Annotated in this window: 14 protein-coding genes; 3 read left to right on the top strand and 11 right to left on the bottom strand. The window is 62.3% G+C overall.

Translation table 11 applies throughout. From position 1 onward, the window contains the following. Positions 1–379: 379 nt before the first annotated feature. On the top strand, positions 380–745 hold the full coding sequence (locus tag HGP13_RS21395; protein WP_172228836.1) for a nuclear transport factor 2 family protein: 366 nt from the start codon (positions 380–382) through the stop codon (positions 743–745). Between the two features lie 113 nt (positions 746–858). Here HGP13_RS21395 and HGP13_RS21390 read toward each other — a convergent pair whose 3' ends face one another. From HGP13_RS21390 to HGP13_RS21355, 8 genes are all read right to left on the bottom strand, one after another. Further along, positions 859–1,161, bottom strand: a complete 303-nt coding sequence (locus HGP13_RS21390) for a DUF982 domain-containing protein (protein WP_172228834.1) — start codon at positions 1,159–1,161, stop codon at positions 859–861. Between the two features lie 221 nt (positions 1,162–1,382). Next, positions 1,383–2,369, bottom strand: a complete 987-nt coding sequence (locus HGP13_RS21385; RefSeq protein WP_172228832.1) for a dipeptide ABC transporter ATP-binding protein — start codon at positions 2,367–2,369, stop codon at positions 1,383–1,385. An 8-nt stretch (positions 2,370–2,377) separates the two neighbouring features. Then, positions 2,378–3,337 (bottom strand): ABC transporter ATP-binding protein, encoded by a 960-nt coding sequence (locus HGP13_RS21380; protein WP_172228831.1) that lies wholly within the window; start codon positions 3,335–3,337, stop codon positions 2,378–2,380. Beyond that, positions 3,334–4,305, bottom strand: coding sequence for an ABC transporter permease (locus HGP13_RS21375; RefSeq protein WP_172228830.1), 972 nt, complete (start codon positions 4,303–4,305; stop codon positions 3,334–3,336). Before HGP13_RS21375 ends, HGP13_RS21380 begins: the two co-directional genes overlap by 4 nt. Then, the gene (locus HGP13_RS21370; RefSeq protein WP_172228829.1) at positions 4,305–5,321 is read right to left on the bottom strand and encodes an ABC transporter permease; all 1,017 of its coding nucleotides are present in this window, start codon (positions 5,319–5,321) and stop codon (positions 4,305–4,307) included. The genes HGP13_RS21375 and HGP13_RS21370 overlap by 1 nt, the downstream gene beginning before the upstream one ends. A 22-nt stretch (positions 5,322–5,343) precedes the next feature. Beyond that, the gene (locus HGP13_RS21365; RefSeq protein WP_172228828.1) at positions 5,344–7,005 is read right to left on the bottom strand and encodes an ABC transporter substrate-binding protein; all 1,662 of its coding nucleotides are present in this window, start codon (positions 7,003–7,005) and stop codon (positions 5,344–5,346) included. A gap of 17 nt (positions 7,006–7,022) precedes the next feature. Next, a complete protein-coding gene (locus HGP13_RS21360; RefSeq protein ID WP_172228827.1) occupies positions 7,023–7,925 on the bottom strand; it encodes a proline iminopeptidase-family hydrolase in 903 nt (300 codons plus the stop codon). Positions 7,926–7,979: 54 nt separating this feature from the next. Next, positions 7,980–9,494, bottom strand: coding sequence for a leucyl aminopeptidase (locus HGP13_RS21355; RefSeq protein WP_172228826.1), 1,515 nt, complete (start codon positions 9,492–9,494; stop codon positions 7,980–7,982). A 258-nt stretch (positions 9,495–9,752) separates the two neighbouring features. On the opposite strand from HGP13_RS21355, the gene HGP13_RS21350 reads away from it, so the two are divergent. Together HGP13_RS21350 and HGP13_RS21345 are read left to right on the top strand one after the other, a co-directional pair. After that, on the top strand, positions 9,753–10,655 hold the full coding sequence (locus HGP13_RS21350; protein ID WP_172228825.1) for a LysR substrate-binding domain-containing protein: 903 nt from the start codon (positions 9,753–9,755) through the stop codon (positions 10,653–10,655). 191 nt (positions 10,656–10,846) lie between these two features. Further along, entirely contained in the window at positions 10,847–12,304 is a 1,458-nt protein-coding gene (locus tag HGP13_RS21345; protein WP_172228824.1) for an NCS1 family nucleobase:cation symporter-1, read from the top strand. Between the two features lie 73 nt (positions 12,305–12,377). On the opposite strand, the gene HGP13_RS21340 is transcribed toward HGP13_RS21345, so the two are convergent. From HGP13_RS21340 to HGP13_RS21330, 3 genes are all read right to left on the bottom strand, one after another. Beyond that, positions 12,378–12,917, bottom strand: a complete 540-nt coding sequence (locus HGP13_RS21340) for a DUF1697 domain-containing protein (RefSeq protein WP_172228822.1) — start codon at positions 12,915–12,917, stop codon at positions 12,378–12,380. Positions 12,918–12,940: 23 nt separating this feature from the next. Next, positions 12,941–14,578, bottom strand: a complete 1,638-nt coding sequence (locus tag HGP13_RS21335) for a CTP synthase (protein WP_281410970.1) — start codon at positions 14,576–14,578, stop codon at positions 12,941–12,943. Positions 14,579–14,851: 273 nt separating this feature from the next. Continuing rightward, positions 14,852–15,979, bottom strand: coding sequence for a L,D-transpeptidase (locus HGP13_RS21330; RefSeq protein ID WP_172228818.1), 1,128 nt, complete (start codon positions 15,977–15,979; stop codon positions 14,852–14,854). Positions 15,980–16,111: the final 132 nt, after the last annotated feature.

Below are 16,111 nucleotides of genomic sequence, written 5' to 3'. Positions count from 1 at the left end.
GGCGTGGCCGTGAGCGATGTCACATCGGTCTTGCCTTGATAGACATAACGGCAGATCACGTAGGGACCGCGCCAACAGGTTTAAATACTATGCGGAAAATATATAGATGACGCCTGTCGACACCCACCGTTTCGAAGTTCAAGACGACACGGAGGCATGTTTTCACCGGGCCTTTCCGATGCCCTTGCCAGTCCGTTGCGGATGGTGGGATGGGCGCGAACCGGAGCGCCCCTTGGCGAGCGACGCTGTCGGCGACGCTTTTCGATATCCGTCCGATCGAATTTCTCCAATTGCTCGCTGAACCAAACGATGCCTCGACCTGATACGGGCATGCCGGAGCCCGTTGCGATAAGCTCCGTCCAACACTGGAGCTGTCACCATGAACGATCCCAGCGCAGCAGAGCCCGCCTACGACCCGCAGCAGCTGGAATCCATGCTGATAGCGAGACAGCATGCGGGCGATGTCGATGGCATGGTCGCTCTGTTCGAACCTGATGCGGTGATCGACTGTGGCGGCGGACATTTTCTGCGCGGGCGTGAAGCCATCCGCGCCTACTATGCCGAGATTGTCGCGTCCGCACGGAAGTTTGCGATCGGCGAACAGCGGCCGGCGCTTATTTGTGGTGACCTCGCGCTCACCTCGACCCGGTTTCCTGACGGCGACATCACCAGCGAGGTTGCCCGACGGCAGAGCGACGGCTCCTGGCTTTGGGTGATCGATCGCTATTCCGTCGCTTGGGGTTAAGGCATTTGCCCCGGGCCAAGCATTTGCGCAGGCCGGCGCTGCCACCGCAGGCGCGTCGAAAGTCCACTGCGACCACTACGGACGCAGTCCTGGCGTTCAGCAATCCGTTGCGGCTAGGGCCGCAGCGCGTATACGCCCGCGACGGTTTCGCCGGCGGCCGGCAAGGCCATGTCGTCGTCCAGAAGCCGCGTGATCCGGGCAAAGCCGGTGAAAGCCTTCCTGGCTTCCTCCGCCGACATCTGTCCCGACAAAGCGGCCGAGCAGCAATTCAGCGCGCACTGATACACTGGCCCACGTCGTCCCGTCGGCCATTTACGCAAGAAAACCATCGCCTCGGCGACACTATCCACTTCTTCTACAGGATGCCCCTGCCCGCGCGAAATCCGCACGGGTGCAAAGAAATGCAGGTAGTCCATTGTTTCCTCCCGGTCGATCGCGATGCCGCTCGATCGAACCCAATGAAACGCGCTGTCAGGCGGTTGGTTCCACCCAGAAAACAGAATCTTTGAAAAATCTTTTGGTCAATGGATGCCGGCTGGAGCGATTCACCGTTTCACGGAAACGGCGAACCGCTCTATCTCTTTGTTTCGACGCAATTCCTGACGGAAAACTGTTTCACACTTTTCCTGGAATTGCTCTAAACCGTCGGGAAATGGCAGGCTACTTTGCGGCCGGGTCGATATTCCCTCAGTTCCGGCCGCTCCGTGCGGCAGCGCTCAACCGCGATCGGGCATCGGGGGTGGAAACGGCAGCCGGATGGCGGTTTCCGCGGGCTCGGCACGTCACCGGTCAGGATGATGCGCTTGCGCGTCCCGCTGGGCGTCGTCTCGACGACCGGAACCGCCGAGATCAGCGCCTGGCTGTAAGGGTGGGCTGGCGCCGCGAACACCTCTTCAGCCGGCCCTTCCTCGACGATCGAACCGAGATACATGACCGCGATGCGGGTCGACACCTGACGCACCACCGACAGGTCGTGGGCGATGAAGATGTAGGTGAGGTTCAGCTTCTCCTGCAGATCGGCAAGCAGGTTGACGATCTGCGCCTGCACCGAGACGTCGAGCGCCGAGACCGGTTCGTCCAACACGACGAGATCCGGGTTGAGGGCAATTGCCCGCGCAATGCCGACGCGCTGGCGCTGGCCGCCTGAGAATTCATGGGGATAACGCATGACATGGTCCGGCAGCAGCCCGACGAGGTCGAACAGTTCGGCGACGCGCGCGGTGATCTCGCGGGACGAGAGCTTGCCATGGATGCGCAGCGGCTCGGCCACCAGATCGCCGACACGCCGGCGCGGATTGAGCGAGGCTGACGGATCCTGGAACACCATTTGCAGGCGGCGCCGCAGCGGCCTGAGTTCGGACAGCGATTTCGAGGTGATGTCCTCGCCTTCGAACAGCAGCTCACCGTCAGTTATGTCGTAAAGCCTCACCAGGCAGCGCGCTAATGTGGACTTGCCGCATCCGGATTCGCCGACCAGCCCGACGGTCTCGCCGCGCCGCACGGTGAGCGAAACATTGTCGACCGCATGCACGGTTCGCTTGCCCTCGGCGGAAAATCGGCTGCCGATCGAAAACCGCTTTCCCAGCGAGCGCGTCTCGAGGATCGGACGATCTTTGTCGGTCATCGGTCCGCTCATGCCTGTGCCACCCGGTAGCATGCCGCTGCATGCGTGCCGATGCCGAGGTCGGGCTTGCCGGTCACGCAGGGTTCGTATTGAACGGGACAACGCGGACCGAAGGCGCAGCCTTGCGGCAAGCGCAGCAGCGACGGCGGCGAGCCGGGTATGGCCGGCAGGCGGCGCGGTTTTTCGCCAGTCAGCGGCGGGATCGAACCGAGCAGCGCACGCGTATAGGGATGTCGCGGGTCGGAAAACAGCTCCATGCGGCTGCCGCGTTCCACCACGCGGCCGGCATACATGACCATCACCCGGTCGGCGAGTTCGGAGACGACGCCCATATCATGCGTGATGAAGACCACCGCCGATTTGTGCGTCGCACGCAGCTTGCGAACGAGGTCGAGAATGCCGGCCTGCACCGTGACGTCGAGCGCCGTGGTCGGCTCGTCCGCCACCAGCAGCGCCGGATTGCACGACAAAGCCATGGCGATCACCGCGCGCTGCCGCATGCCGCCGGAAAGCTGGTGCGGATAGCGTGACATCGCCTCGTGCGGGTTTGGAAAATTCACCTCGGCCAGCAATTCTTCGACGCGCTCCATCGCCTTGGCCTTGCTGATATTTTGGTGCGCGCGGATCTGCTCGGCGATCTGCCAGCCGATCGTGTAGACCGGCGTCAGCGCCGTCATCGGATCCTGGAAGATCATCGCGATCTCATTGCCGCGCAGCCGCCTCAGCTCGCGCGGTGGTAATCCGACAAGCTCACGGCTTTTGTAGCGGATCGAGCCTTCGATGACCGCGTTGGGATCGGTGATGAGGCCCATCACGGCCAGCAGCGACACCGTCTTGCCGGAACCGGATTCGCCCACGACACCGAGGATCTCGCTCTCCTCGAGGTCGAAGGAGACGCCGTCGATGGCCCGCACCAGGCCGCCATCGGTGCGGAAGGATACTTTGAGGTCGCGCACCGACAGTATCATGATGTCCTCAAGCGCGGATCGAGCAGGATGTAGACGAAATCGACGACCGCATTGGCGACCACCACGAACATGGACGCATACATCACCGTTGCCATGATCATCGGCAGATCAAGGTTCTGCAGCGCGTCATAAGTGAGCTTGCCGATGCCGTTCAACCCGAACACCACCTCGGTCAAAAGGGCAGAGCCCCCCACCAGGGCGCCGAAGTCGAGGCCGAACAAGGTGACAAAGGCGATGAGCGACGTGCGCAAGGCATGGCGCAGCAGGATGCGGGTCTCCGACAGGCCCTTGGCTCGGGCCGTGCGGATAAAGTCTTCCTGCATGGATTCGATGATCGCCGCGCGCAACACGCGTCCATAGATGCCGATATAGAGAATAGCCAGCGTGATCCACGGTATGACCAGTGTCAGGAACCAGCCTTTGGGATCGTCGGAGAAATTCTTGTAACCGAGCGGCGGCACCCAGGAGAACGCCCAGCTGTCGTGGTAGCGGCTTTGGGTGATCAGGTTCATCACCTCGCCCAGCCAGTAGACCGGCATGGAAATGCCGAGCAGCCCCAGCGCCATCAGAAGCTTGTCCAGCCAGCTGCCGCGGGTGGCGGCGGCAACGATGCCGATGATGATGGAGACGACCACCCACAGGATCGCCGCCCCGAACACCAGCGACAGCGTGACGGGAATGGAATCCATCACCGCAGGCACCACCTTCCAGCCACGGTTGACGAAGGAGGTCAGGTCGCCGGTGACGAAGATCTTCTCCATCATCTTCACATATTGCACGTAGAGCGGCCGGTCGAAGCCAAAACTGTGGCGCACCGCCTCCAACACTTCGGGCGACGCATTGCGGCCGGCGATGCGCGCCGCCGGGTCGGCGCCCGGCGTCGCGAAAAAGATCAGGAAGACGATGACCGAGATGCCGAACATGACGAACAGCATCTGACCGAAACGGCGCAGGATGGCGTAAAACATCAGTCGCGCCCCAGCCGAACCTTGGAGCGCGGGTCGAGCGCGTCGCGCAGGCCGTCGCCGAAGACATTGAGCGCCATGACGGAAACCGCGATCGCCAGGCCCGGCACCAGCGCCACCAGCGGCCTGGTGTAAAGCAGCGCCTGCCCGTCCTGGATGATGGTGCCCCAGCTCGCGGCCGGCGGCTGCACGCCGATCGACAGGAAGGAAAGTGCCGATTCCGTCAGCATGTTCAGCGCCATCATCAGCGGCACGAAGACGATGAGCGTGGTGGTGATGTTGGGCAGGATATCGCGCCACAGGATGCGCCATCCCGGCACGCCCAGATTGATCGCGGCGAATACGAACTCGCTGTGACGCAGCGATAGCACCTGTCCGCGTATCGGGCGCGCCACATAGGGCACGTAGACGATGCCGATGATGATGACCGGCAGCCAGAGGCTGCCGGACTCGATCTCGATCGGACCGATCCTGATGCCTTGCGCGATGGTGACGATGGAGAGCGAAATCGCCAGCAGGTAGATCGGAAATGCCCAAAGCACATCCAGCAAGCGCGACAGCACCGTATCGGTGATGCCGCCGAAATAGCCGGCGATCAATCCCGCCGCCGTGCCGATGAGCAGGGTGAAGATGGTGGCTGCTCCGGAGATCAGCAGCGAGCTCAGCCCGCCATAGAGCATCCTGGCCATGACATCGCGCCCCTGGCTGTCGGCGCCAAGGAAATAGTTGCCGAGCCGCCAGGTCGGACCGAGCGGCGTGTAGCCAAGCCCGAGCCCCTCGGTGGACTGCTCCATTACGGGAACGTCGGCGCCGTCGATCTGAATGACGGCGTCGAGCGTCGAGGCGAACGGGTCCACGCCGGCCCATTTCGCGTAGAAGGGCGCGCTGAGGCAGGCAAGGACGATGAGGAGGAACACGGCCAAGGATGCCATGGCAGCCCTGTCCGTTGCCAGCTTCGCAAAGGCGACGGCCCAAGGCCCTCGCGTCTTGCGCGGCAAGGCGACAGCTTGGTTCGACACGGACGTGTCCCTCTGCAGCTCGTTACTGTACCCAGGACTGGGTGATCATCCAGTTGAACTGCCGGTTGAACTTGAAATTGCCGACCCGTTTGCTGACGAAGTCAAGCCTCTTCGGCGTGAAGAGGCCGACGGCCGGCGCCTTGTCCGTGATTTGCCTGTCGATTTCGGCCCACATCTTGTCGGCGGCTGTTTGGTCGGTCACGCCGAGGTCCAGCGCCTTTTGCATCTTGGCGTCGATATCCTTGTCGCAGAAGCCGGCGATGTTGATCGAAGCATCCGAACCTTCACGGAAGGAGGCGCAGCTGAACAGGATGTTCAGGAAGTCTGACGCCGCCGGATAGTCCTTGTACCACTGGGTGACGGACATCTGCACCTTGTTGTTGGTGTTCTGGATATAGGTGAACTGGATGTTGGACGAGATCGGCTTGACATCGGCGACATAGCCGATGGTGGTCAACACGCTCTGCAGATAGACGCCGATCGAGCGCGAAATGGCGGTGTCCTCGACGATGATCGTCACCTTCTGGCCCTTGGTGCCGGATTCTTCGACGAGTTGCTTAGCCTTGTCGAGATCCGGCGCCGACCATTTGGCTCCGGGGTTCTTGGTGAAGGGGCAATAGTCCTCATGCCCGGGGAAATCCGGCGGCAGAACCTGGCAGACCGGCGAAGCCAGCACCTTGCCGCCGAACAGCTTGACCAGCGTGTTGCGATCGATCGCATAGGCAACGGCCTGGCGCGCCTTTTCGTTGTCGAACGGCGCGAGACGGTTGTTCAGCGGCGCGTACCACCACGCCGAAAGCGGCGAGATGTGCAGCTGGTCCATGGACTTGCTGCCGAGTTCGCCCAAACGGTCGCTCGGCAGCGCATCGAACATCCAGTCGGCTTCGCCGTTCTGGATCGCCGTGACGGCTGCTTCCTCGGACAGGCCGAAATCATATTGTACGACATCCGGGTAACCGTCCGGCTGCGCCTCCTCGCTCCACTGCTTGAAATTGGGGTTGCGCGACACCGTCATGCCCTTGTTGGGATCGAAGGCGGAGATCATGTAAGCGCCGGTGCTGGGAATGGGCTTGGAGCCCATGTCTTCGGCGGGCGTGTCCGCCGGCAGCACCACGGCGTGCGGCAAGGCAAGCTTGTAGAGGATCTCGGCATCAGGCTTGGTGAGATTGAGAGTGATGGTGCCGGCGGCTTCATCGCCGACAACACCGCCATCCAGCGTGCAGCTCTTGGCGTCGGCCAGGCATTTGTCGGCGCCGACGATGCCGGCATAGAAGGTGCCGGAGGTCGGTCCGGAGATCTTGAAGATGCGCTGGAAGGAGGCGACAACGTCCTTCACGCCAACATCCCCGCCGCTGGAGAATTTTATGCCCTTGCGCAGCTTGAAGGTGAAGGTCTTGCCGTCATTGCTGACCTGCGGCAGCGCCTCGGCGAGATCGGGAACGATGGTGAAGCCGTCCATGCCCTCTGCCTTGCGGAAGGCCACCAGGCCGTCATAGATCGGCTGGTACATCTGCCAGCCCTGGTCGGTGTAGTTGATGTGCGGATCGAGCGTTCCCGCCGCCGAGCGGGCCAGAAGGCGGGTGGTGCCGCCTCGGTGCTCCTTGAGGTATTCGGCCTGTGCCGGGGCCAGCCATGTGCCGGCCAGCAATGCAGCGGCTGATGCCGCCAGAAGCAGTTTCTTCATGTTTTATTCCCCTTTTCTCAGTTGTCGTTGTCGTCCAAGAAGTCTCCCACCACCTGCATGCACGCTTCTTGCTCCTCGACATGCGGCATGTGGCTGGAATGCTCGAATATCTCCCAGTGCGATCCTTTGATGCCGTCCTTGAACGGCTGCACGGTCGCTGGCGTGGCCTCGTCATAGCGACCTGATATGATCAATGTCGGAACATCGATGGCCGGCAGGCGCTCGACGATGCTCCAGTTCTTCAGGGTTCCGATGACGTGGAACTCGTTCGGCCCGTTCATCACATGATAAACGGTCGGATTGCGTGCGATCTGGGCGAAGGTCTCCGTCACTTCGGGCGGGAAAGGCACGCGGCAGACGTGCCGTTCGTAGAACCGCATCGTCGCTTCCTGGTAGGCCGGATCGTCCGTCGTGCCGGCCTGCTCGTGGCGGGTCAGCGTCTCCTGCACATCCACGGGCAGGTCGGCGCGCAGCCGGTTGGCTTCTTCGACCCACAGCTTCATCGAAGCCGGCGAGTTGGCGATGGTCAGCGACTTCAGGCCCTTCGGTCGCGTGACCCCATATTCGGCGCCCAGCATGCCGCCCCAGCTTTGGCCCAGCACGTGGAAACCCGCGCGGATGCCGAGATGATCGACGAGGTTTTCAAGCTCGTCGATGAAGAGTTTGGGCGTCCAGAAATCGGCACCCATCTGCGGCAACAAAGTGGAATTGCCGCAGCCCAACTGGTCGTAGTGGATGACGGCGCGACCCCGTCGGGCGAGAAGCTTGTAGGCATCGACATAGTTGTAGGCAGCACCCGGCCCGCCATGCAGGATCACCACCGGGGCCTTGTCGGCATCGAGGTCGCCGGAGATGCGATACCAGGTCTCGTAGCTGCCGAAAGCGGCCCGCCTTTCCCTGCCAATGATCTCAGCCGACATCCCGATTTCCCATCCCGTTTGAACACATCTCGTTGTTGTCCGTACAGCCGCCGCTTAGTTGAACCTTCGGCTGGCCTGCACCCACTCTTCCAGCATCTGCACGCCGAAGGCCGTGGCGCCTTGCCTGCCGAGCGGCCGATCGGCGTCGGCCAGTTCCTTGCCGGCGATGTCGAGATGCACCCAGGGGCGGTCTTCGGTGAAATGGCGCAGGAACGCCGCCGCATAGGGAGCGTCGCCATCCTCCATGTCCTTGGCGTGATGCCGGAGATCGGCGAACGGCGATTGCAGCCCCTCATCGTAGGCGCGGTCGAGCGGCAGCCGCCAGAACCGCTCGCCGACCGTTTCGCCGGCAGCGATCATCTGCGACGCGATGGCATCGTCGGTGCTGAACAGGCCAGCGAATATCGATCCGAGGCCGCGCGTCACCGAATAGGTCAGCGTCGCCAGATCGACGATCACCGACGGATTGAAGCGCGTCGCCGCATAATGCAGGCAGTCGGTCAGAAGCAGGCGTCCTTCGGCATCCGTGTCGAACACTTCCACGGTCTGACCAGAGGCCGTCGTGATGATATCGCGCGGCTTGAGCGCGGTACCCGACGGCATGTTCTCGGCGATGCCGAGAACACCGACGGCATGCACCGGGCTGCCTTGCCGGGCGAGCGCGATCAGCAGGCCGACGACAGCCGCCGCACCGCCCATATCGGCCTTCATGTCGAACATCTGCTCGCGACGCTTGATGCAGAGGCCGCCGGAATCGAAACAGACGCCCTTGCCGACGAAGGCGAGCGGTTGAGAAGGAGCGCCCTTGCCGCGATAGCGCAGGACAGCGACCCGTGGCGGCCGCGCCGAGCCGGCGCCAACCGCCAGCAGCGCGTTCATGCCGAGCTCTTTCAGTTGCGTGGCATCGAGTATTTCGACGTCGATGCCGGCTTCGCGCAGCGGCTCCAGATGATCGTGGAAATTGTCAGGATGGAGATGGTTCGGCGGCAAATTGACCAGCGTGCGCGCATATTCGACGCCGTCCGCAATGGCATTGATCCGCGCCAGCGCCAGGGCCAGATCCGCACCGCTTGCCCCGATCAGTTGCACGCGCAAAGTCCGATCCGAGCCCGCCCCCTGGCGCCGGTTGCGCATGTCGAAACGATAGCGCCGCAGCCGCATGCCCAGCGCGACGCGGGCCAGAATTTCGGCTGCAGGCAGGTCGATACCGGCGATGGGGTCGAGGGCAAGCGTGGCCGCGCATTCGCATTTGCCTTCCAGATGCGCGGCAAGCAAACCGCCGGCGCGCGCCAGTGACAGGGCGTTTACGGCCTCGGCTTTGCCCAGGGCCAGGATGATCACGCGCCGAGCCGATACGGCCTGCGGAGCTATGAGATCGATGCAGGCGCCAGACTCCGCCAGAACGGTCGGCTCGGAGCAGGCACGGGACAGAATGCCGCCCATTTCAGCGTCCAGTGCCGCCGCCCGGGGGCCGAAGCCTGTCTGGGCAGTCTGCAAGATCACGACGACAGAGGTTTCCGCGGAAATCTCGTCCGCCGCTTCAAAGACCGGCACTGGCGATTGAGGCATAGATTGGCATTCTCCCATTTGCTGAAGACTCCGGCCTCGCAGCATGCATTGTGCGCAAAGCTTCGCCTGCCAATGGCGGAGACCGGTTGGGCTGGTCTCTGCCGTTGGTGGAATGGTGCCGGAGGCCCAAATAATTGTTTTCAGGTGGCGACTTGGTCGCTCTTGCCTCTTGGGTATCCCCGAACAGGGCGAGCGATCAAACGCCAATTTTGCCCAAGTCGATTGACAAAAACTCAATCGACAATTCATGATCGACCAATGGCTCTACCCTCACTTAACGGCATGCGCGCCTTCGAGGCCGCCGCACGTCTCGGCAGCGTCAAGGATGCAGCCGAGGAATTGCACCTGACGCCCTCCGCCATCAGCCGCCACATCCGTGCACTTGAAAGAAATCTCGGCCAGGATCTGTTCGAGCGCGGCTTTCGCCAGATAACGCCGACCATCCGGGGCTCTTACTATGCGCGCAGCCTCTCCGAAGCGTTCGAGGCCATCTGGCGCGCCACCGACGATGTCAGCCTCGCCGATGGTCCGACCCACAGCAGGACCCAACGCGTCAGGGTCTTGTGCGTGCCGGCCGTTCTGAACCTTTGGCTGGCGGACCGGCTACCGAACTTTCGCCGGCTGCATCCGGCGGTGGAGCTGGAAATCTCGACGTCAGGCAAGCGCGCCAACTTCGATTTGGCCATTGTCGACGAGTTCGTCTACAAGGCCGGCCCGGCCTTGACGCTGCTGATCCCGCTGGTTCTGACGCCGGTCTGCGCGCCCTCGCTGCTCGAGGGACCGGTGCCGCTGCGATCGCCCGCCGATCTGGTCAACCACCATCTGATCCATGAATGCGAGAGCATGAGATGGAAGCGTTGGCTGGAGCAGGAAGGCGTTGTGGACACGACGCCGAAATCCAGCACAACGCTGGATGACTGCACGCTGATCATGCGCGAGGCGATCAATGGCGCCGGAATAGCGCTTGCCGACACGATGATGGCACAGGATTTTCTGCAGCAAGGCAAACTTGTCGCCCCGTTTCCTGCCCGCCACACCTATCCGGCCGGCATCTACCTGCACCAGCGCCGCAGCATCGGCAACAAGCCGGGCACCGGCCTGTTTCAGGACTGGCTGTTGTCCGAAGTCGAGGACCACAAGCGCGTAATGGCTATCGCCTAGACGGTTGCAATCCGAATCACGGCCCCGTTCAACAGCGGCCCACCATTGCGCCCCCTCGATAATCGCGGTTCGCATTGAATATCTTTAAGGCCAAAGCCGGCAAATGGATCGGTTGCCGGTTCCCCAGCGTCAGGCTTAACCTGCACGGCCATCGCGTGGAGGCGCGCGGCAATCAAGGGGAGGACATTGCAGTGACCATAGAAGGCGCATCGCCTGACCTGTACAACGAGGATCTCGCTCCGGCCAAGGTTCGAAACTGGGGACCGTTTTCGATCTTCAACGTCTGGACGTCGGACGTCCACAGCCTGTGGGGCTACTATCTCGCCGCCAGCCTGTTCCTGTTCTGCGGCGGCTTCGTCAATTTCATCATTGCCATCGGCATCGGCTCGCTGATCATCTACGCGCTGATGAACATGGTCGGCTATGCCGGCGTGAAGACCGGCGTGCCCTATCCCGTGCTCGCCCGCGCTTCCTTCGGCATCTGGGGCGCCAACATACCGGCACTGGTGCGCGCCATCGTCGCCTGCTTCTGGTATGGTGCACAGACGGCCGCCGCCTCCGGCGCCATCGTCGCGCTGCTGATCCGCTCGCAATGGTTCGCCGATTTCAACGCCAACACGCATTTCCTCGGCCATTCCGGCCTGGAAGTGATCTGCTTCGTCGTCATCTGGGCGCTGCAGCTGCTGATCATCCAGAAGGGCATGGAAACGGTGCGCCGCTTCCAGGACTGGGCGGGGCCGGCGGTCTGGGTGATGATGCTGCTCCTGGCTATCTATCTCTGCGTCAAATCCGGGACCTTCGCCTTTACCAGCGACATTCCGATGGACGTGCTCCTGGACAAGACCAAGGATGCCGGCGTGCCGGGCACGCCGGGCTCGTGGACCGCGCTGTTTGCGGTGGCCGCGATCTGGGTGACCTATTTCTCGGCGCTCTATCTCAACTTCTGTGATTTCGCCCGCTATGCGCCCGACCAGGCGTCGCTGCGCAAAGGCAACATCTGGGGTCTGCCGGTCAACCTGATCCTGTTTTCGATGGTCGCCGGCGTCACCACCATTGCCGCCTACGACGTCTATCATGAGGTGCTGCTGCACCCCGACCAGATCTCGGCCAAGTTCGACAGCTGGTTCTTGGCGGCGCTCGCTGCCTTGACGTTCGCGGTCGCAACGCTGGGCATCAACGTCGTCGCCAACTTCGTCTCGCCGGCCTTCGATTTCTCCAACGTCTTCCCGCGCCAGATCGACTTCAAGAAGGGCGGCTACATCGCGGCCGTGATCGCGCTGCTTCTATACCCCTTCGCGCCGTGGGATGGTGGTGCCGCGCATTTCGTCAACATCATCGGCGCGACGATGGGACCGATCTTCGGCGTCATGATGGTCGACTACTATCTGATCCGCAAAAGCGAGGTCGATGTCGAGGCGCTGTATCGCGAGGATGGCGAGTTCCGGTTCCAAGGGGGCTGGCACGTCAATGCCTTCATCGCCGCCGGCATCGGCGCCATCTTCTCGTCGATCCTGCCGAACTTCACCAACTGGCTGCCGTCCTGGTGGGGCGTCTATGGCTGGTTCTTCGGCGTCGCCATCGCCGGCGTCATCTACTACGTGCTGCGCACCGCCGCCGTGGGTGCGGGCGCCAGGACGGCGAAGGCCTAAACAAAGGCCGTAGGGCAGTAAGTGAGTAGGGAAATACTGCCCTACTGCCCTACTGCCCTACTGCCCTACTGCCCTACTGCCCTACCATCTCGGCCAGCTTGCGCACTGTGTTCCAGTTGCGCGACGTGCCGATGCCCATGCGCTTGTGGTTGGCGGCGGCAAGCAGGCGCGAGCTTGGCCTTTCGCGCGAAAACACGAGCCATATGTCACCGCCGACCACGAGCACCTTCTCGTCCTCGGCGGCATAGGCCTGAAGTCCCGATAGGGCATCGTCGGCCGCAGCTTCGCGCATCACACGCACAGCCACCTGGTCGCCCGCTTCAGCTGAATCGGCCGGAAACGGATTGCCGGCGGCAAGTTTCAGCCAGCCCTCGGCAGTGCGCACGATGATGTCGACATGGCGGCCGAAGGTTTTTTCGAAGGCCGTTTCCAGCCGCTGTTCCAGCTTGCCGATGTCGGTTTTCCGCGCGTCGAAGACGAGGTTGCCGGTCGCCACCAGCGTGCGAACATTCCTCAGGCCGAGGCCTTCAGCCATCGCCTTGAGGTCCGACATGACGACCCGGCGCCCCTCGCCCAGGATGATGCTGTAGAGGAGCGCGACATAGGTCTGCATGAGAGGCCTCGCCTGGCGGGTGCCTAGACCAGGCGCGACTGCTCGACCGCTGCCTCGATGAAGCTGGCGAACAGCGGATGCGGATCGAGCGGCCGGCTCTTCAGCTCGGGGTGATACTGCACGCCGATGAACCAGGGATGGTCGGGATATTCGACCGTCTCCGGCAGCACGCCGTCAGGCGACATGCCTGCAAACACCAGGCCGCAATCCTCGAGCCGCTCCTTGTAGTCGATATTGACCTCGTAGCGGTGGCGGTGGCGCTCGGAAATCTGCGTGTCGCCATAGATGTCGGCGATCTTCGAGCCCTTGGCGAGCTCGGCCTGATAGGCGCCGAGCCGCATCGTGCCGCCGAGATCGCCGGTCTCGCGGCGCTTCTCCAGCATGTTGCCTTTCAGCCATTCCGTCATCAGCCCGACGACCGGCTCCTGGGTCGGGCCGAACTCGGTCGAAGACGCGTGCTCGACGCCGGCCAGCGACCGTGCCGCCTCGATACAGGCCATCTGCATGCCGAAGCAGATGCCGAAATACGGCACCTTGCGCTCACGCGCGAACTTCGCCGCCAGGATCTTGCCTTCGGAGCCACGCTCGCCAAAACCGCCCGGAACCAGGATGCCGTGCACCTTCTCCAGCCAAGGCGTCGGATCCTCCTTTTCGAAGATCTCCGATTCGATCCAGTCGAGTTTGACCTTGACATGGTTGGCCAGGCCGCCATGCGACAGCGCCTCGGTTAGCGATTTGTAGGCATCCTTGAGGCCGGTATATTTGCCGACGATGGCGATGGTCACCTCGCCTTCCGGATTGTGGATGCGGTCCGAGACCTTCTGCCATGGCTCCATACGCGGCTTCGGCGCCGGGTCGATACCGAAGGCGGCCAACACTTCCGAATCAAGCCCTTCCTTGTGGTAGGCCATCGGCACGTCGTAGATGTGCGGCACGTCGAGCGCCTGGATGACGGCGCTTTCCCGGACATTGCAGAACAGCGACAGCTTTCTGCGCTCTTCCTTGGGGATGGCGCGGTCAGCGCGGACCAGCAGGATGTCGGGTGCGATGCCGATGCCGCGCAGTTCCTTGACCGAGTGCTGGGTCGGCTTGGTCTTCAGTTCGCCCGCCGTCGGGATGTAGGGCATCAAGGTCAGATGCACGTAGACGGCGTTGTTGCGCGGCAGATCATTGCCGAGCTGGCGGATCGCCTCGAGGAACGGCATCGCCTCGATGTCACCGACCGTGCCGCCGATCTCACACAGCACGAAATCATAGTCGTCATTGCCGTTGAGGACGAAATTCTTGATCTCGTCGGTGACGTGCGGGATGACCTGCACGGTTGCGCCGAGATAATCGCCGCGCCGCTCGCGCTCGATGATGTTCTTGTAGATGCGGCCGGTGGTGATGTTGTCTTGCTGGTTGGCCGAGCGGCCGGTGAAGCGCTCGTAATGGCCAAGATCGAGATCGGTCTCGGCACCGTCATCGGTAACGAACACCTCGCCATGCTGGTAAGGCGACATCGTGCCGGGATCTACATTGAGGTAAGGGTCGAGTTTTTTGATGCGTGCGCGATAGCCTCGCGCCTGCAGGAGGGCCCCAAGGGCCGCTGCGGCAATGCCTTTTCCAAGTGAGGAAACCACGCCGCCTGTGATGAATACATATCGCGCCATGGGAGTCATCGCTTAACGCGGCCGGATTGATTCCGCCAGAGAAAAAACCGCCGCGAAGGCTTTTTCCCAAGAAGGCGCTTGGACCAGGATCCCGAAAAGTGGAATCCGGTTTTCTCGGACAAACGGTTGCCCGTTTGTCCAGGATCACGACCGAACAGGCTTGATCGTGAACGGACAAACGGTTTCCGTTTGTCTAGAGATCACGACCGAAGAGGCTTGATCGTGAACGGGCAAAACAAAAGGGCCGGCTGAGCCGGCCCTTTCGGCATGATGATGAAAACGTCAAATGATGACGACTTTGGTGCCGACCCTGACGCGGCTGTAGAGGTCTATGACGTGCTCGTTCATCATGCGGAAGCAGCCATTGGAGGCACTGGTGCCGATCGACTGCGGCGCGATGGTGCCGTGGATGCGCAGATGCGTGTCCTTCTTGCCGTCATAGAGATAGATGGCGCGTGCGCCGAGCGGGTTCTGGCCACCGCCGGGCATGCCGTCCTTGTACTGGGCGTAGTGCTTGGGTTCTCGCTTCTGCATGTCGAGCGTCGGGATCCAGCGCGGCCATTCCTGCTTGTCGCCGACGGCAACCGTACCCTTGAACTGCAGGCCCTCACGGCCGACCGCGATGGCGTAGCGACGCGCGGTGGTCGATGATTCGACGAGATAGAGGCGCCGCGCACTGGTGTCGATGACGATGGTGCCGGCATCGTAGCCGGTGAATTCCACGTCCTGAGGGACGAATTCCGGCTTCACCTTGAACGGCTTCCTGGCGTTCTTCTGGGCGAGTGCCTGGTCGAGCGCGCGCGTCTCGGGCAGATAGCTGATCGATGAGCCGGATGAGGTCCCACCAAACAGGCCGGCGAACAGACCGCCACTCGACTGCTTCTGGCCGCCGATGACCTCGCTGCGCAGTTCGCCATTGTTGCCGGTCAAGGCAACGTTCATCGCCTCGGCCGGGAGCGGCTCGGCCGACTGGATCGGCGTGATCGGTGCAATCGGCTCGATGACCTTGGTGGTCTTCTTGGCCGGCTTGGCCTCGGCCACTTCGGTTGCCTGCGCTTTCTGGCCCCTGCTGGCCAGGAATGCCTGCCGGTCCGCTTCGGCCTTGGCCTTAGCAGCTTCGCGCATCGCCAGCTTCCTGGCTTCGAGTGCCTTGGCCTTGGCGTCCTCCTTGTCGGCAACGATCTTGGCTTCGATCTTCTTGATCTGGGCGAGATCGTCCGGTGTCGGGTTTTTCTTCTTCTTGAGAAGCCTCAACTGCGCCGCATCACTTTTGGTGGCTGCGACAGGGATTGCATCGGTTCTGTCGACCGACTGATTGGCGACCATATTGGCCGGCACGCCGGCGAAAGCCGGGGAACTGAGGCCGAGTGCGGCGCAAAGTCCCAGGAAAATGAAGCTGCGAAGCTGCATGGCGAAGATCCGATCGTTCAATGCTTGTTGCCCACGGCGTCGCCCGGCATCCCCCAAGGACACCGAAAATGCCGCGTGCAATCTATAGTCGAATAAGCGCGGATGCCTCAAGCGTGGGACCGCGCTACTGAG

Origin of the sequence: Mesorhizobium sp. NZP2077, assembly GCF_013170805.1 — a bacterium.
Taxonomy (GTDB): Bacteria; Pseudomonadota; Alphaproteobacteria; order Rhizobiales; family Rhizobiaceae; genus Mesorhizobium.
The sequence above is the reverse complement of the archived record's forward strand: the minus strand, read 5'-3'. Positions and strand labels throughout refer to the sequence as shown.